This window comes from Anaeromassilibacillus sp. SJQ-1 (assembly GCF_046693725.1).
Lineage (GTDB): Bacteria > Bacillota > Clostridia > Oscillospirales > Acutalibacteraceae > Anaeromassilibacillus.
This window is the reverse complement of sequence record NZ_JBKEIV010000041.1, coordinates 1-17,609: the sequence shown is the minus strand read 5'-3', so window position 1 is coordinate 17,609 and position 17,609 is coordinate 1. Positions and strand designations below refer to the sequence as shown.

Genomic DNA, 17,609 nt, shown 5'->3' with positions numbered 1-17,609 from the left:
TTCACAGAGGGACGGTCAGCCGCCGTACACCTCCGGCTTTAAAATGCCCACAAAGGGAAGATTCCTATATCTCTCATCATAATCCAGTCCGTAGCCAACAATAAAGGCATCCGGAACGGTTGTGCCAACATAGTCTGCGGTTATGTCTACGGTGCGCCGCTCCGGCTTATCGAACAGCGTGCACAGCCGGATGCTCCGGGGGCCGCGAGATTGCAGGAGCTCCAGTATGTAACTCAGCGTCATACCGCTGTCGAGGATGTCCTCTACCACCAGCAGGTCATATCCAGCCAACGGAATATCCAAATCCTTGACGATCTTAACCACCCCAGAGGTTTTTACGCCGGAACCGTAACTCGACACCGACATAAAATCCACGCGGCATGGGATGGTAATCGCACGCATCAGATCTGCCATAAAGACAACGGACCCTTTTAAGACGCTCACCATCAACAAATTTTTGTCCTTGTAATCTTCACTGATTTGTTTTCCGATACGCTGGACAATGTTCGCCAGGTATTCTTCGCTAAAAAGCACCTCTTTGATGTCATTGACCATGATCTACCCGTTCCTTTCTGATATCATTTACCCGAAGTATCTGCGATTCCGAATCCTCTTTGGCGTTCGTGACCGTAATCAGGAGCACCTGTTCCGCATGATTCGGAACCCGGGCATGTTCAGAGGGGCCGAAGCCCTCCATCCATACGATTTCCTTCCCATCGTCCAATAAAAGTACGCGGTCCCGCAGTAGCGGCTCAATCTTCGCCTCGTTGAACAACTTCTTCAACGATTTTGTGACACCGCGGCCCGCCGGGCGGAAATGATCTCCCGCCCGCCGATTTCGAAAGAACAGTGTAGTTGTAATTGTATCATAGTTGATACAATTATGAAATAACAAATTTTTAAATTTATTCTGGTTCTCTATGTCTTTCTTGTGGATTTTTCTTAAAGTCACGCAACGACCGTCCGGTAAAGGAATCGTTCCTTCTTGTGCAGGCAAAGTCCAAGGGGAAACCGGCCTCTGCGCCACAAAGAGAGTATTGCCCTGCACGACGAGTTGTATTCCACCCGGTGTGCTCAAACCGCCATGCCCTGTACGGACTACAACCGCTGCATGTTCCAAGTGCTGACTTTCCGGTTGCACACCTCCTACGCACTGAATCACATGTTCCAGAGCGCGGACAAGAACCGGCATGGGCAGTCCAGCCAAAATATCTCGCCTGTAACCGTAGTCCGTCTTCGCCCGCCGAAGAGCCTGTTCAGCCTCCTCTTGCAGATATTGCTCATCCCGTGAAATGCGCTCGACCATCCCAGCAATCCCCTGTACAAACGCAGGATTGATGGATTCAAGTACAGGCACTACATCCAAACGAATTCGATTGCGAGCGAATATCCGCTCCTCGTTCGTCTGATCGGTCACATAGGGAAGGCGGTAAAACTGGCAATAGGCTTCCACCTGTTCCCGTGTGATGCGCAAAAAGGGCCGGACGATTTTCCCCCGCACGGGGGGAATCCCACTCAAGCCACGCAGGCCTGCGCCACGGGTCAAATGCAACAACACCGTCTCCACCTGATCCGAGAGGGTGTGCGCAGTAGCGATACGGTCTGTTTCAAGGTTTGCCAGTTCCCGAAAAAAAGCATAGCGGACTTCGCGTCCGCATTCTTCCAGTCCCATTCCACGCTCCTGCGCCAAACGCTTTACATCGGCGTGTAAGACGCGCAGGGGAATTCGATTCTCCTGGCACCAGAGCCGCACCGTCTCTTCATCTCGATTGGCATCTTTCCCGCGCAAGCCGTGATTCACATGGGCAGCCAATACCGTTTGATCGGTATGATATATGAGAAAATGGGTAAGCGCCATCGAGTCGGCTCCTCCAGACAGACCAACAATCACCCTGCCCTTTTGTGGAAACATACCGAACGCAGCGATTACCCCTTTGATTTGTTCAAAAATTTGCTGCATGTCCTCATTCACGGCGCAGCACCTCCTGCGCGGTAAAGCGCATAAACTCACCCTGCCAATGCAGTGGAACCGTCTTTGTCTCGCCATGGCGGTTCTTCGCAATAATACACTCGCCGCTGTTGCGGTCCTCCGATTCGCCCGGCGCATCCGCGCCAGCATAGTAATCCTCTCGATACAGGAACAGGACAATGTCCGCATCCTGTTCAATGGAACCGGAATCGCGCAGGTCTGAAAGCATTGGACGGTGCGTTGTGCGCTGTTCGCTCGCACGGGAAAGCTGAGACAGCGTCAGCACAGGGACATTTAGCTCCTTCGCCATGATTTTCAAATTTCGCGTGATCTCCGAGATCTCCTGTACTCGATTACCATCTCCACTTCGCTTTGTGGAACCGGACATCAACTGCAAATAGTCGATCACCACAAGATCTACATCTTTCAGGCGGCGCAATTTTGCCTTCATCTCTGGAACCGTGATCCCCGAGCTGTCGTCAAAAAACATCTGCGTCTTAGAGAGAATGTCTCCGCCTTCGATCAAACGAACCCACTCCTCCTCGGTCAGCTTGCCTGTGCGCAGTTTTGTGCCGCCCACAAGCGCTTCCGTGGAGAGCAGACGCGATACCAACTGTTCCTTGGTCATTTCCAGAGAAAAGAAGGCGACACGCTTGTCCGCCTTAACCGCAGCATGGCGTGCAATATTCAGCGCAAAGCTTGTTTTACCCATACCAGGGCGAGCTGCCAACAGGATTAAGTCCGATCGGTTGAGGCCGGTGATGGTATCATCCAGCTCTTTGATTCCAGTGGGCACCCCTTTGTATTGGTCGCTGTCCGGTGAATTCAACAAATCCAAACGGTCGAGTGTCTGGATGATGATCTCGTCGATCCGTTGCAGACCCTGCATGTTTTTCCCCCGACGGATATCAAAGATCCTCTGCTCCGCAGAATCTAAAAGCGTCGTAGCATCCGCGGTGCCGTCTGCCGCCTCTTCTATGATCTCCCGCGCCGTGACAATCAGCGTGCGAATGTCATATTTATCGCGGACAATCCGAGCATATGACTCTACATTGCTGATGGATGGAACAATCTGTGCAAGTTGTAACAGGTATGTCTTTCCACTCGCCTCGTCAAATTCTCGGCTCTCCTTGAGCTTTTCCAACACTGTGACAAAGTCCACCGGTTTCCCCAAGGTAAACATGTCCAGCATCGCACCGTAAATCAGACCATTGTTGGTTTGATAAAAATAATCGGGCCGCGGTAAAATCTCCGCCACACGATCTAGACAGGAGGAATCCAACAGGATGGCGCCCAGCACGGACTGTTCCGCTTCTGGGCTAAACGGCAAATTCAAGGCGCTATAACCCGTTGAAAAACTGTCCATCCTGCAAAGACCTCCTCTTCAAACACCTTTATAATTGAGAAAAACAGCGCTTATTCCGCCTCGGAAACCACCGCATAAATCTTTGTGCTAATTCCTGTGTAAAGCTTGATGACGCACTCATATGTGCCAAAAGCTTTGATGTCTCCGTTGATTTCGATCTTTCTCTTGTCAATATCGATATGATAGACTTTCTTAATCTCTTCTGCAATTTCCTTTGCCGTCACAGAGCCAAACAGGCGTCCACCCTGGCCGCCCTTAGCATACAATTTGACGCTTTTTCCCTCCAGCTTTTCCGCCGCGGCATTGGCGTTGGCAATGTCCACTTCAATTTTGTGCGCTTTAGCAGCTTCCGCGTTTTTCAATTCATTCATGGCCTGTGCATTGGCCTCCTTGGCCAATTTGCGTGGAAACAAAAAATTGCGAGCGTAGCCATCCGACACACTGACAAGCTCGCCCTTCTTTCCCGTTCCTTTGATATCTTGAAGCAATACGACTTTCATAGTTATTTCCTCCATAGCAAAAACTTTATTCCGGCGAAAACCGGAGAAGAACCGGAATCACAGATAAGGACAGGGAACTCCTGCCTTTATCCATGATTCCGATTATACTGCCTATTTCTGACCAACTGGAAGCTGCGCCTTTTCCTTGATCGCAGCCAACAGCTTGCTCTTGGCCTGTTCAGCGGTCAAATTGGGAAGCTGGGTCGCCGCCATGGTCAAATGGCCTCCACCCCCCAAAACCTCCATCACCACCTGGACATTGATGTCCCCCAGCGAACGTGCGGAAATATTCATCACATTCCCTGTCGGGAAGATCACAAAGGATGCCTTTACCCCACGGATCGAAAGCAGTTCATCTGCCGCTTGTGAAGAAACCACTCGAATATCCGGAAATTCTTTTTCTGCACAGGCGATCGCACAATTCTGTACAATCTCCGGCTTCGGAGACAATTTTGTACTTTGCTTTGTAACTGTCAATGGAGTCGGCAAACATCCGCTTAACCTCCACCGTGTCCGCGCCACGGCGGCGCAAATAGGCGGCTGCCTCAAAGGTCCGCACACCTGTCTTGAGCACAAAACTCTTGGTGTCCAGCATGATTCCAGCCAAAAGTGCTTCCGCTTCCTGTTGCGTAAGCGTGCTGTCCCCAATATATTGGACCAACTCCGCCACCATTTCTGAAGCAGAACTCGCATAGGGCTCATGGTAAAAGACAATCGCATTGTCAATTCGCTTGACCATCAAGCGATGATGGTCAATAACAACTACACGGCTGACATGATTCAACAGTTCGCGGCTCTCCACAAAATCTGGCGAATGCGTGTCCACTACGATTAACAGCGTCCGGGAAGATAACTGTTCCATGGCGTCCATGGGCGAAAGAAATACCACGCGGTCGCCCGACTGGGCATCGATCCGCTCTACAATCTGCCCTGCAAGCGTCTGCTGACGATCTACAACAACAAATGCAGGTTTATGCAAAGCCTTGGTGATCGCGCTCCACAGGCCGACCGCCGCCCCCATCGCATCTAAATCGGAAAAACGGTGCCCCATGATGAGCACATTGTCCGCCTCTTTGATATGATCTGACAAGGTTGCGGCGATCACACGTGTACGCACCTTGTCACGTTTTTCCACGCCCTTGCTCAATCCGCCAAAGAATTCATATGTATCATTTTTTTGCTTGACTGCCACTTGGTCTCCGCCCCGCCCCAAGGCCATCTCCAAAGCTTTACGTGCCCACTGTTCCGCTTCTTGCAGGGATTCTGCACCGCGCGCTACGCCGATCGATACGGTTGCGCTGCGGCGTTCTCCCGCTTTAATCTCCCGGATCTTGTCCAAAACTTCAAAGCGCTTTTCTATCGCCTGGCGAATATGGGCTTCATCGGTCAAAATCAGGAACCGCCCACCGGAAAGCCGCCGCAAAAATCCCCCCATACTCTGTGCCCAATTGGTCAGTATCTGTTCTACCTCCGAGGCAATCCGGGCATCCTCGCTGCCACTAGAATCGCGTGCAAGCTCTTCCCGATTGTCAAAATGAGCCAACGCCACCACGGGCTGCTTTTCCACGTATTCACGATTGATTGCTTTATAGTACGTATCATCCACGAAACAGAGAATGTGTCCACTTTCCGTTTTAGAGGCAAACGCAGTAAACCGCCGTTCGCCGATGGTTACATCCGTACCTTTGGATGCTACCACCTGCTGAATTGTATGGGGATAGAGAAACTTCATCACGTTCTCTCCCCGGCAATCGCGTACCCCGCCGGCGCTTTCTAGGAAAGCCGCGTTGGCCCATACGATGTCTCCTGCTTCGCCAACAATCGCAGTAGGCATTGTAAAGCGTTCCAGGGCGTCATAGTTCTTTCCAAAGAGCGCCTTTTTGGCCGCCTTTACAGAGGTATAGACGTATCCCTGAAAGCGGATATTCACAATGGCAATCGCAACAATGGCCAAAACAGCCATCACCGCCTCCGCGATGAAAAGGAGCCGGTGGTCCATGGCCCAGCTTATCAGCGCCATAATCAGCATCGCCGCTGCCAATATAAAGCAGACCGGCGACGCCACCCAAACTTTTTTCTTCACGGTCGTTCTCCTTCAACACTCCAGTGCTGTTTGCACATTTCAGCCTCTTAGACCTCCATAATAATCGGGAGAATCATTGGGCTGCGACGGGTACGCTCATAAAGGAAGCGCGATAGTTCGTCCTTAATGCGCGTTTTGAGCGTCCCCCAATCGTGGATATGATGTTCGGAACAACTCTCAAGAGCTGCCAAGACGCGCTTCTTCGCCTCATCGATCAAGGGTTCTGCTTCACGCACATAGACGAAACCGCGCGAAACCACATCCGGTCCCGCCACAACCTGGCCATTGTCGTCGATTGTACAGACTACGACGATCAAACCGTCCTCTGCCAAATGCTTGCGGTCCCGCAAAACAATACTGCCTACATCTCCTACGCCCAAACCATCCACCAAAATGCGGCCCGCAGGAACCGAGGTAAGCTTCTTCATATAATCCTGATTTAATTCCAGAACGTCTCCGATGTCTCCAATGTAGACATGGGAGGGGTCCATCCCCATGGAAATAGCGATATCCGCATTCTTGCGCAGATGCTTTTGTTCGCCATGGAATGGAATGAAAAATTTGGGCTTAGTGATACCCTGAATGATCTTGAGCTCTTCCTGACAGGCGTGGCCGGATACATGAACCTCATACATAGACTCATAGATCACTTCACAACCGCGCTTCAGGAGTTCATCGACCACTGCCCCTACGGTCTTTTCATTGCCAGGGATGGGGCGCGCCGAAATGATGATAAAATCCTCCGGCCCTACTTCCACTTTTCGATGATCGGCAAAAGCCATGCGCGTCAAAGCGCTCATTGGTTCCCCCTGGCTGCCCGTCGTGATTAGGACAACTTTTTCACGCGGATAACGGTTGAGCAGGTCAATGTCAATCAACACACCGTCCGGTACTTGTAAATAGCCCATTTCCACCGCAATGCCCATGACGTTCAACATACTGCGGCCCGATAGCGCAACTTTTCGGCCATAACGTACAGCACAATTGATGATTTGCTGTACACGGCTGATATTGGAAGCGAACGTTGCAATGATAATACGCTTTTTTTCCGCTTTTTTGAACAAACTTTCAAAGGTATTGTCCACCATCTGCTCGGTTTTGGTATAACCGGGGCGTTCTGCATTGGTAGAGTCAGCCAGCAGGGCCAAAACGCCTTGATTACCCAATTCCGCAAAACGGCCTAAGTCGATCATTTCTCCCCAAGCCGGAGTGCAATCGATCTTAAAGTCGCCCGTATAGACGACGGTACCCGCTGGCGAATGAATGGCAAATCCCACCGAATCTGGGATGGAGTGATTCACATGGATAAACTCCACATCCAGGCACCCCAGCTTGACCGTTTGTCCCGGCTTGACGACATTCATTTTTACCTTTCCAGAGAGTCCGTGCTCTTTGAGCTTTCCATCCACCAACCCAAGGGTCAACATGGTGCCATAAATCGGCAAATTGACCCGCTTGAGCAAATACGGCAGCGCGCCGATGTGATCCTCATGCCCATGAGTAAGCACAATTCCACGAATCTTATCTGCGTTGCGTTCTACAAATGTAAAGTCTGGCAACACCAGATCTACTCCGAGCATATCGTCATCGGGGAAAGACATCCCGCAGTCGACGATCATCATGTCCCCTTCACATTCATACAGGGTGAAGTTTTTTCCGATCTCATTCAGACCGCCCAGAAAGTAAATTCGAATCGATGGTTTCTTGCCTCCGCCGTTTTGTCCGCGTTTTTTGCCTCGCGAAGGAGCAGGTTTTGTTTCTTTGTGTCCTTGCATCAGTGCCTTTTCCGAGTCTGCCTTTTTTGCCGCACGACGTACGGTACGGCGTTTCTGCGGCTCAGATTTCTCGGATAACACTTCCGCCTGCATGGGCTGTTCCGACCTTACCGGCAGCGTCACTTTCCCGTACAGGGCAGGGTGGATGCCCGGCATTGTGCCCATCGCATTTTTCTCAGACGGATTAGATGTTCCCTCATAATTCAGATTTCGTTCTGTCAAAATACAACCTCCATTGTCTTCTGGAGATGCCAAGTAAAACGCCCGCCTGCAAACGGTGCCTGACGGCGTTGGCCCTCCAATAATAAAAATTAATGATATATATTTTTAATCCGCGCTGTGTTGTCCCGCGCTGTGCCTTCCCACACGCCCCGAAACTGCGCGTATTAAAGAATATTCCAATTTATACAGCAAAGAGGCCCGTTGCCCGGCGCCTCTAAATCGCTCTGCATCATTTGTATGCCGACCGCAGGCTGGATGTCCATAATAACAGTAAGCCAAACCTGACCGGTTTTGATTGTCATTATTGTACCTTGATTCCGTATGGCTGTCAAGGTATGAACACGTTCTGAACATCCGTCGTTGTTTCTATTATTGCCCTATTACGATTTTTTTAAAACGCCACAGGGGATACAAATACAAAAATATCACGAGTAGGGAAAAATGTGTTATAATAACCTCACGCCGTAACCGGAAGCCGGTTCCGCCAAAGCTCGCCCTCTTCCGACGGCTGAGAGAACATTGAAACATCCGGCTTTGTGATTTCACAAATTTTCTAGTAGTACCTTTCCATTCTTCAAACTTGGATGTTTTAGATAACCTCGCGCCGTAACCGGAAGCTGGTTCCGCCAAAGTTCGCCCTCTTCCGACGGCTGAGAGAGCATTGAAACATCCGGCTTTGTGATTTCACAAATTTTCTATTAGTACCTTTCCATTCTTCAAACCTGGATGTTTTAGATAACCTCACGCCGTAACCGGAAGCCGGCTTCGCCAGAGCTCGCCTCCTTCCGACGGCTGAGAGTATAAAACCAACCGCATCTGCGGGGACAAAGGACGAAAAACATGAAACATGTAGAGATATTCACCGATGGCGCCTGTCAAGGCAATCCTGGTCCAGGGGGCTGGGGAGCTATTCTACGCTTTAACGGTATCGAAAAAGAAATCAGCGGTGGTGATCCCGCTACTACCAACAACCGAATGGAGCTTACTGCGGTAATTCGTGCCCTACAATGTTTGAAGGAACCTTGTTCGGTAACCCTTTGCAGCGATTCACAATATGTATGCAATGCCATAGAAAAAGGTTGGGCGAAAAAGTGGAAACAAAACGGTTGGCGAAAGGCAGATAAAAGTCCTGCACTCAACTCCGACCTTTGGGACCTTCTTCTTCAATTGCTGGATGTTCATCAAGTGGATATTGTATGGGTACGCGGGCACAACGGGCATCCTGAAAACGAACGATGCGACCGTTTGGCGGTCGCCGGAGCCGATCGTGCCAAAGCTACGGGAAAAACCATTTAATTTCACAGGCAGCCTATCCGATGAGTTCATATTCCGCTGAAAAGAATCCCTGCTATGAAGCCGGTTTCAGATAGATTGGATACGCCCTTTTCTCGATAAAATAATTGTTTATACTCCTCATATGCAAAACATGCCATTGTTTTTGTTTCCGTTTTCAAAAGACAAAGATTGATAACAAATATGTATATTCTATATATCAATAAAATGTGCAGCCGTGGAAAACTTCCGAATGGTTTCCACGGCTGCACATTTTGCCCTTTCAAAAAATCAGCCTACAGAAACTTTTTGCTAAAAGCCCTTGCAATGTAGACTGAAATGGTGTATATTCAATTCATAGTAAATTAGTAAGGATTAAAATTTCCTTCATAGGGAAAGCTTAGCATAGGGGTGTGGAAATCCCCTTTCTAAAGGAAGAAAGTAAAGGTGAAAATTATGGCACGCTTTGTTTATGCAGATAATGCTGCAACTACTCCGGTTTCTCCCACAGTATTTGAGGCAATGAAACCATTTTATACCGATTTATACGGAAATCCATCCAGCCTATACGCCATCGGGCGGGACGCAAAAAAACATCTGGAATTGGCTCGTGCAGATGTGGCAAGCTGCCTTGGGGTAGAACCTCATGAAATATTTTTTACGTCTGGCGGCAGTGAATCTGACAACTGGGCGATTAAAGGCGTTGCCCATCAACTGGCCAAAAAGGGCAAGAAACACATCATCACCTCAAAATTTGAACATCATGCTGTATTGCATACATGTGCGGCTCTGGAACAAGAGGGGTTCTCTGTCACCTACCTAGATGTTCATTCCGACGGTCTTGTCCGTCCAGAGGAACTTGAAGCGGCAATTCGGGAAGATACCGCTTTAGTCACCATTATGTATGCAAACAATGAGATTGGTACCATACAGCCGATCCCAGAGCTTGGAGCAATCTGCAAAAAACATGGTGTACTATTTCACACCGATGCGGTCCAAGCAGCCGGAAACGTACCGATTCAAATGAAGGAGCAAAACATCGACTTACTATCCCTTTCTGCGCACAAATTACATGGTCCCAAAGGCGTAGGGGTATTAGCGATTCGAAAGGGTGTCTCCCTTCCAAATCTGATCGATGGAGGCGCACAGGAACGCGGCCGCAGGGCCGGCACCGAAAATGTGGCTGGTATTGTGGGCCTTAGCGTAGCTTTAAAAGAGGCCTGTGCCACAATGGATGAGCGTACTAAACGCCTGCGTTCTATGCGGGATCGCCTGATTGACGGCGCTTTACAAATCGAACGTTCCCGTCTCAACGGTGACCGTGCGAAACGTTTGCCTGGCAATGTGAATCTGTGTTTTGAAGGAATTGAAGGGGAATCTCTTCTGCTTTTACTCGATCTGAATGGTATATGCGGTTCCTCCGGCTCTGCTTGCACCTCCGGTTCTCTGGACCCAAGCCATGTACTGCTTGCGATCGGCTTGCCACACGAAATCGCGCATGGTTCACTACGCCTCTCCTTGAGTGACCAAAACACCGAGGAGGACGTCGACTATATTCTCGAAGTCTTACCCGGCATTGTGGAGCGGCTGCGCTCTATGAGTCCCCTATGGGAGAAAATTCTTGCCGGTCAAACGTCGTATGAATGATAAAAAGAAGGAGGTTGTTCTTTATGGCATACAGTGAAAAAGTCATGGATCATTTTACAAATCCCCGCAATGTGGGAGAAATAAAAGAACCTAGTGGCGTCGGAGAGGTGGGAAATCCCCGTTGTGGCGACATTATGCGTATGTATATTAAAGTAAAAGACGATGTCATCACAGATGTGACATTTAAAACGTTCGGATGTGGCGCCGCAATTGCTACTAGTTCGATGGCGACAGAACTCATCAAAGGTAAAACCATCAATGATGCGCTCAAACTTACAAACAAGGCTGTGATGGAAGCCCTGGACGGCTTGCCGTCCGTCAAAGTTCATTGCTCTGTCCTGGCCGAGCAGGCAATCAAGGCAGCAATTGCGGACTACTACAAACGGCAAGGCATGGATCCCACTCCAATCGTAGGGAAACTCACCGAATGCGAAGAATGTGCTTGTGGTCTGCATGAGTAAATGGATACATGATTGTATGTACAATTGATATTTCTAAAACGAGCTGAAAAAATCGGGCCATCTGTTTTGATGAAAAGCAGACAGCCCGGTTTTTTATCATCTGGATTTTTCGCAGATTTATGCCCCCTGCGCCACTTCCAAACCGGAAATTCGCTGCTCAATATAGGCAGGTACCTCATCATAGGGGATGCCCAACGCCACGGACAATTCTTCGTTGAGCAATTCTTCTGCACGTTTGCGATATTGCTGATCGGTCTTTCCAGGTTTCTTTCCATTCTGAACCAACCTTTGGCTCTTTTGATAAACCGTTTTAATTAAACGAACCAAGTCTTCGCACTCATGTGTTTGCAGCGAGGTACGATAATGCTCAGCCAAGACGCGTGGGTCACGGCATTCAAAGGAATCCTCTGAAATCTGTGGAATCCGATCAATCAATTGGTCAGCCTCTTCTTTTGTCATCGCTGGACGCATGAACACATGCGTATCCACCGGAGTATAGATGGTGCTGGCACTTCGTACAGGTACTAATTTGTAATAGAGTTTCCCTTTATCAACCCCTGGCAGGCTCTCCGGCGTGCCAATCTCTTCTACACGGCAAATTCCTGTGTTCCCATAAACAATTAAATCATTTTTCTGAAACATTTTTCGCCCTCCAAACGTACATCTCACCAACGTATCTTCTGCAACGTCAACAAATGGGCGATTTTGCATCCATTCTCATCGGGATTCCAGACCTTTACAGACGTTCTGGCCTCCTTTTTCATAACATGCATTCACCATTTGCTCGAACATCGTTGTATGCAACGATCTTACCAATCCTCGGCATCGCAAGTTTGCATACTGTATCTTTATTTTAGCACATTATTGGATAAAAATGTAAGAGAAAATTGAATTGTTTAAAACCTGCGTCTTCGCGGACAGCTTCGCACCGGATATCGAAAGTGGTTTATCGCGTCAATCCATGAATACAAATTTGCTGCATACCCCACTGTTTGAAGCAAAGCCTGGGTCTGACATGCGCGGCTTTGAAGCTTTTGTATGGTCAAAATAGAGCGGCGTACGGTCTCCAATTGATAGAGCATTTGTTGGGTGTTCAAACCGGTTTCCTCCTTTCCCCCTATTTTATTCTCATAATTCCGGGCTGTGTCTCTTTACGAGATATTGCCTATGAAGTAAAATATGGTATACTTGAGACGTAGAATGGGGGGATTTGTAATGAAACGTCGACATCGTAATCGGAAAATGTGTCAGGAATTAAAGCTCATCAACCAGAATCTTAACGCAATCATTCAAAATCAGAATGAACTCTATTGCAAGTTGGATCAGCTATATGCCATTGCGAAATACTTTGGTGACTTGGAGCGTACGAATCGGGACAAGCCCTCCGGTTCCTAATCCAAAAAGGGGAAGGCCTTGCGTCTTCTACTGAGATGCAAAAGCTCTTCCCCTTTTAAGAAATTTATTCCTGAATCTGTCTGCACTCCATATAAAAGCGCTTGTCCCACGCATGCCCCATGGAGAATGTTTTCCGTGGCAAAGCGCCGTCCAGAACAACGGTTTTAAAAAGCTCGCTTTTCGGCATGGCTTCCAGTAAGAATCCAACATTTCCCGTCTGCGCGGAGAGTTCTTCCACAACTTCCGCTCCGTGAACTGTAATCGACTCTACCACCGTTCTCTTCTATATAAGCATCCAAAAACTGCTGGAGGGTACCGACCGGAAGATTGGACGACGTCTGGGAAAAATACAGCTCTGTTTTTTGTTTCCCCTTGCAAACGACCACACGCTGGCCATCCGATGCCCTGCACTGCTCCTTCAGAGAATGCAGCAGTTTTTCTTCATCTACACCAAAAACGACGCGGTGAATCGGTTCAAACTCCAAAGAATCGTCGTGCAGATTCACAACTTCAACCAGTGCGTAACGCGCCGGATGTATCCGTGCTTCCTCCGGAGAAAGGGTCTTTTTCAAATTTTCATAACAGGTCTTTGCTGTTGCCAAGGAGTGATTGCCGTCGCCTACTGCAAAAAGCAGAGGAGCTTTTCCTGTGAGTTGGTTCCGCGCATTAAATGCCTCTGGATCACCCAGCTCATCCAAAGCAGCTAATATACGCCGTGCTTCGGAATCATCGCAGAGGATTCCTTCAAGCGAGCCGCTATCCTGCATCAGGTCAAATTGATATACCGATTCCAGTTCAGCCATACGGTCCTCGACCGGCTCAATCACGGTTTTCATGGGGTCGTCAATCAGCAACATAATATGCGGGCATTCCAGTGCCGCATGCTCGCGTACTTTCACACGCGGTGGAATTCGTTCCAAAACCGTTCCCTCTGTCGCCCGAATCAGAGACTGTGATCCCTTAGTAAAGTCGTATCTTTCCAGTCTATGACGCCCATCAGACCGCGGCGTACTTTTCCGTCTCGAAGGGTCCTGCGCACATAGATAAAGTTGTCCACCGTGCGGAAGAGTCCTTCTACAAGATACCGGTCCATCGCTGCGTTCACCGCCTCAATCCGCTGCTGGACACCCGGTTCCTCCAGGTAGAGTTCCGGTACGATCATCCGCAGCGTGGAGGGAGCTTCCCCGACAATCTCTTCCACTTCCTGCCAGTAAGCAGGTTGTGATGTATATTGATCGCATGCAACAACGCTCCACTTTTTGAGGTCCACTCCATCGGGCAGAAGGACATTTGCCGGATAGAAGCCCAAACTTTTCATAGATCCATTCTCCTCATTTTGGATTTCCCGCGCAGCGGGTACTTGTTCCAGCAAGAAGGGCGCGCCCTTCTCAGGCATAACAGATTTATTGTATCGCGTTCTGTCGAAAAAGGCAAGGTTTCGTCGTAGTGCGTTCGGTGGCACATTGATTGCAAGTCACCAAAAGACGCTCTATAATAAGGATGCGAATTTTGACGAAAATAGGTGAGAAGCATGTATATTGCCGATTTACATATCCATTCCAAGTACTCCCGAGCGACCAGTCGGGAATGTATCCCCGAGTATTTGGAGCTCTGGGCCCGCCGCAAGGGAATTCATCTGGTCGGTACTGGAGATTTTACCCATCCAGCCTGGCGGGAGGAATTAAACGAAAAATTGATTCCCGCAGAGGAAGGTCTTTACACGCTGCGGGAAGATTTCCGGCTGCACGATGCCTGTACCGACGGATTGTTGCGTCCACGTTTTGTCGTAACGGGTGAAATCAGTTCCATCTACAAAAAAGGGGGTAAAGTCCGTAAGGTCCACAATGTCATCCTATTGCCTAGCCTGGAAGCAGCAGAGCTTCTTTCGCAAAAGTTGGAGGCAATTGGTAATATTCACTCGGACGGACGACCCATTTTGGGGCTGGATTGCCGCGATCTTCTTGAAATCACATTGGAAGCTTGTCCCGATGCTGTGTTCATTCCCGCACACATTTGGACGCCTCATTTTTCCCTGTTTGGCGCCTTTTCTGGATTCAACACTATTGAAGAATGCTTTGAGGACTTAACCCCTCATATTCACGCTTTGGAGACAGGCCTCTCTTCGGACCCGCCGATGAACTGGCGCTTATCCGCATTGGACGGCTATCATCTGGTCTCCAATTCGGATGCACACTCTCCTTCCAAATTGGGGCGGGAGGCCGAATCTGTTGGAGGGGCCGCTGTCCTATCCGGCCCCTTCCCATGCCCTGCAAACAGGGGAAGGGCTTGCCGGAACCATTGAATTTTTCCCAGAGGAGGGAAAGTACCATTTCGACGGCCACCGAAACTGCAATCTCTGTCTGAGTCCAGCCGAGGCCGAGCGATATGGTGGGATTTGTCCCGTCTGCGGGCGTAAGTTAACCATTGGCGTGCAACATCGTGTGGAACAGCTTGCAGATCGAGACGACGGCGCCCGCGCACCAAACGCAAACCCGTTTGAAAGTCTAGCGCCTCTGCCGGAAGTCATTGCCGGGTCGACCGGGTTGTCAGCTACCGGAAGTAAAGTAACTACACAATACGAATCCATGTTGCGACAGCTTGGGCCGGAGTTTTCTATTCTGCGCGAAATTGCTCCGGAAGATATTGAACGTATTGCCGGCCCCTGTGTTGCCGAAGGAATACGCCGGCTGCGGGCCGGAAAGGTCCAACGTTCCCCCGGATACGATGGCGCTTATGGTAGAATTCAGCTCTTGCGTCCGGACGAAATCGATGCGCTGAACGGGCAAATCTGTTTCTTTATCCGTCCTGCTTCCGAAGCCAAAAAAGCGCCGGTAAAACAGCAAGAACATTCGCCAGCGACATGTAAATCCGTTCCTGTAGAAACCGTACAGGAAAAAGTTTCCGGACCTCTCGACAGCCTCAATGAGGAACAGCTGGCCGCTGTGACCGCACCGGAACGAGCCATATCGGTTGTCGCTGGTCCTGGTACGGGCAAAACTAAGACATTGGTCTCACGAATTGCTTATCTGATCCAGGAACGCGGCGTAAAACCTGCCGAAATCACGGCTGTGACCTTTACCAACAAGGCTGCTGGGGAGATGCGCGAACGCTTGGAAAAACAGCTCGGTGGAAAACGAGCTGTCCGCGCTATGACCATCGGCACCTTTCATGCAATCAGTCTCCAACTTTTGACCGAACAGAATCCAACCATCGCTCTTCTGGATGCATATGATGCACGGGAAATCGCCGAGGAGATCATGAAAACACATGATTGCAAATTATCCCCCACTGCTTTTTTGCAGGAAGTTTCTCGCAAAAAGAATGGAATTGCAGCGGAGGACAGTACGCTTTCTTCAGAGGCGTTCGACGCTTACCAGGAATATCTGTGTACAGCGCAGGTTCTGGACTTCGACGACTTGTTGATTCAAGCTTTAGAAATGGCGGAAACAGAAGTGGACAAACATGCAAAATGGCAGAAGCGTTTCCATTATCTGCTGGTCGATGAATTCCAGGACATCAACGCGCTACAGTTTCGGCTGATTCAGGCTTGGAATCGAAATGGAAAGAATCTTTTCGTGATTGGTGATCCCGACCAATCCATTTATGGGTTCCGTGGTTCCGATGCCCACTGTTTCGAACGCTTGCGGGCTGATTTTCCCAATCTGCGTGAGGTTGTTCTCTTGAAAAACTATCGTTCTACGCCGGAAATCTTAAACTGTGCTCTTTCCGTCATTGCCGAAAATCCAGGGAAAATGCGCTGTTTAGAAGCGCAACGTCCGAAAGGGCCGCGTGTGAGTTGTGTCACCGCAGAAAGTGATTTGTCCGAGGGAATCTATATTGCTAAAGAGATCAACCGCATGGTGGGTGGAATTGACATGTTGGACAGCGATGCTGGCTTCTCCCGTTCCGAAGACGCTCCTCCGCGCAGCTTTTCCGATATTGCCGTGTTGTATCGTACTCACCGTCAGGCTGACATCATTGAAAAATGTCTACGCCGCGAAGGAATTCCCTGTATAATTTCTGGCCGCGACGACTTTTTAGCGGATGACGCTGTACGCGGTGCTGTAGGATTCTTTCACTTTTTAATGGACTCCCATAATGTTCCCGCTCTTCGCGCCTGTCTAAAGCTTGTTTGGAACTGTCCGGCAGACTTGATCGACCATCTCACACAACTTTGGACCCGTTCCCATGGGCAAGCCTCCCTTCAAGAAACATTGCAAATGGCGGCCTCTGAATATGCGGATGTTGCTGTTTTACAACCTTTCTTTTTACAAGCACAGGAGTTCTTGCCGCGTGTGGGAAAAGACAAGCCGCGGAAGATGTTGGATACATGGGCCAAACAACACGACCTCACTTCCTCCGAACCCTTCCAGCGATTCTTGAATACTGCCGTATTTCATAAGGATATGGCATCCTTCTTGCAAAACCTGCTCCTTGGCCAGGAGAGCGATTTGATGCGCAGTGCCACAGGCAAATTATATGAAGCTGGCGCGGTAACATTAATGACCTTACACGGCTCTAAGGGCCTTGAATATCCTGTAGTATTTCTAAGCGGTGTCCGCCGAGGGAAAATACCATTGGAATCCCCAAAACATCCTGTGGACTTCGAAGAAGAACGCCGGCTTTTCTATGTCGGGATGACTCGTGCGCAGGACGAATTAATTCTTCTGACTTCCAAAGAACCTTCCTGCTTTCTGGAAAGCATTCCCAAGGAACAACTCCACACTGTATCTGCTGGTGGCAGGAAACGCCCTTCTGAGGTGAAGCAACTCAGCCTATTTGATTGATCTTTCAGGAAGAAGTCTATCCCATAGCTCTGCGCGTTCAGTTTATTCCAGTCGATGTAATTGGGTTCTTATAAAATTAAACTGAGGTGATCGTCTCAATATTCGATCAATGGTATTATTTAGATAGTATAT

16 protein-coding genes are annotated in these 17,609 nt (G+C 49.3%); 6 read left to right on the top strand and 10 right to left on the bottom strand.

Annotation, left to right across the window (positions count from 1 at the left end; translation table 11 throughout):
- Nucleotides 1-15 precede the first annotated feature (15 nt).
- The 7 genes from hpt to ACGCCZ_RS11025 all read right to left on the bottom strand — a co-directional run bounded on the left by hpt (nt 16) and on the right by ACGCCZ_RS11025 (nt 7,786).
- Complete coding sequence (gene hpt / locus ACGCCZ_RS11055; protein ID WP_054323918.1) at nt 16-555, bottom strand: hypoxanthine phosphoribosyltransferase; 540 nt, start codon at nt 553-555, stop codon at nt 16-18.
- Nucleotides 545-1,972: a tRNA lysidine(34) synthetase TilS gene (tilS, locus tag ACGCCZ_RS11050; protein WP_411656051.1), complete on the bottom strand. Its 1,428-nt coding sequence runs from the start codon at nt 1,970-1,972 to the stop codon at nt 545-547. Before tilS ends, hpt begins: the two co-directional genes overlap by 11 nt.
- On the bottom strand, nt 1,965-3,335 hold the full coding sequence (gene dnaB / locus ACGCCZ_RS11045) for a replicative DNA helicase (protein ID WP_085531697.1): 1,371 nt from the start codon (nt 3,333-3,335) through the stop codon (nt 1,965-1,967). Before dnaB ends, tilS begins: the two co-directional genes overlap by 8 nt.
- Nucleotides 3,336-3,385: 50 nt before the next feature.
- Nucleotides 3,386-3,835: a 50S ribosomal protein L9 gene (gene rplI / locus ACGCCZ_RS11040; RefSeq protein ID WP_054323921.1), complete on the bottom strand. Its 450-nt coding sequence runs from the start codon at nt 3,833-3,835 to the stop codon at nt 3,386-3,388.
- A 111-nt stretch (nt 3,836-3,946) separates the two neighbouring features.
- Nucleotides 3,947-4,213, bottom strand: a complete 267-nt coding sequence (locus ACGCCZ_RS11035) for a DHHA1 domain-containing protein (protein WP_411656050.1) — start codon at nt 4,211-4,213, stop codon at nt 3,947-3,949.
- Entirely contained in the window at nt 4,188-5,918 is a 1,731-nt protein-coding gene (locus tag ACGCCZ_RS11030; protein WP_411656049.1) for a DHH family phosphoesterase, read from the bottom strand. The genes ACGCCZ_RS11035 and ACGCCZ_RS11030 overlap by 26 nt, the downstream gene beginning before the upstream one ends.
- A 47-nt stretch (nt 5,919-5,965) precedes the next feature.
- Nucleotides 5,966-7,786: a ribonuclease J gene (locus tag ACGCCZ_RS11025; RefSeq protein ID WP_143255354.1), complete on the bottom strand. Its 1,821-nt coding sequence runs from the start codon at nt 7,784-7,786 to the stop codon at nt 5,966-5,968.
- 969 nt (nt 7,787-8,755) lie between these two features.
- Here ACGCCZ_RS11025 and rnhA point away from each other — a divergent pair.
- The 3 genes from rnhA (at nt 8,756) to nifU (ending at nt 11,295) form a co-directional block, all read left to right on the top strand.
- Nucleotides 8,756-9,211 (top strand): ribonuclease HI, encoded by a 456-nt coding sequence (rnhA, locus tag ACGCCZ_RS11020; RefSeq protein WP_054323922.1) that lies wholly within the window; start codon nt 8,756-8,758, stop codon nt 9,209-9,211.
- A gap of 432 nt (nt 9,212-9,643) precedes the next feature.
- Entirely contained in the window at nt 9,644-10,834 is a 1,191-nt protein-coding gene (gene nifS, locus ACGCCZ_RS11015) for a cysteine desulfurase NifS (protein WP_411656073.1), read from the top strand.
- Nucleotides 10,835-10,857: 23 nt separating this feature from the next.
- Nucleotides 10,858-11,295 carry a Fe-S cluster assembly scaffold protein NifU gene (gene nifU / locus ACGCCZ_RS11010; RefSeq protein WP_054323923.1) on the top strand — a complete coding sequence of 146 codons (438 nt, stop codon included), beginning with the start codon at nt 10,858-10,860 and terminating at the stop codon, nt 11,293-11,295.
- Between the two features lie 117 nt (nt 11,296-11,412).
- Here the strand turns inward: nifU and ACGCCZ_RS11005 are convergent, their stop codons facing one another.
- Nucleotides 11,413-11,937: a CarD family transcriptional regulator gene (locus ACGCCZ_RS11005; RefSeq protein ID WP_054323924.1), complete on the bottom strand. Its 525-nt coding sequence runs from the start codon at nt 11,935-11,937 to the stop codon at nt 11,413-11,415.
- A 573-nt stretch (nt 11,938-12,510) separates the two neighbouring features.
- Here ACGCCZ_RS11005 and ACGCCZ_RS11000 point away from each other — a divergent pair.
- On the top strand, nt 12,511-12,690 hold the full coding sequence (locus ACGCCZ_RS11000) for a hypothetical protein (protein WP_085531687.1): 180 nt from the start codon (nt 12,511-12,513) through the stop codon (nt 12,688-12,690).
- A 164-nt stretch (nt 12,691-12,854) separates the two neighbouring features.
- On the opposite strand, the gene ACGCCZ_RS10995 is transcribed toward ACGCCZ_RS11000, so the two are convergent.
- Both ACGCCZ_RS10995 and ACGCCZ_RS10990 read right to left on the bottom strand, forming a co-directional pair.
- Nucleotides 12,855-13,610: a DUF1015 family protein gene (locus ACGCCZ_RS10995; RefSeq protein ID WP_411656048.1), complete on the bottom strand. Its 756-nt coding sequence runs from the start codon at nt 13,608-13,610 to the stop codon at nt 12,855-12,857.
- A gap of 23 nt (nt 13,611-13,633) precedes the next feature.
- Nucleotides 13,634-14,008, bottom strand: a complete 375-nt coding sequence (locus tag ACGCCZ_RS10990; protein ID WP_411656047.1) for a DUF1015 family protein — start codon at nt 14,006-14,008, stop codon at nt 13,634-13,636.
- Between the two features lie 213 nt (nt 14,009-14,221).
- Here ACGCCZ_RS10990 and ACGCCZ_RS10985 point away from each other — a divergent pair, with 213 nt between their 5' ends.
- Nucleotides 14,222-14,992 carry an endonuclease Q family protein gene (locus ACGCCZ_RS10985; protein ID WP_411656046.1) on the top strand — a complete coding sequence of 257 codons (771 nt, stop codon included), beginning with the start codon at nt 14,222-14,224 and terminating at the stop codon, nt 14,990-14,992.
- On the top strand, nt 14,919-17,477 hold the full coding sequence (locus ACGCCZ_RS10980; protein WP_411656045.1) for a UvrD-helicase domain-containing protein: 2,559 nt from the start codon (nt 14,919-14,921) through the stop codon (nt 17,475-17,477). The genes ACGCCZ_RS10985 and ACGCCZ_RS10980 overlap by 74 nt, the downstream gene beginning before the upstream one ends.
- Nucleotides 17,478-17,609: the final 132 nt, after the last annotated feature.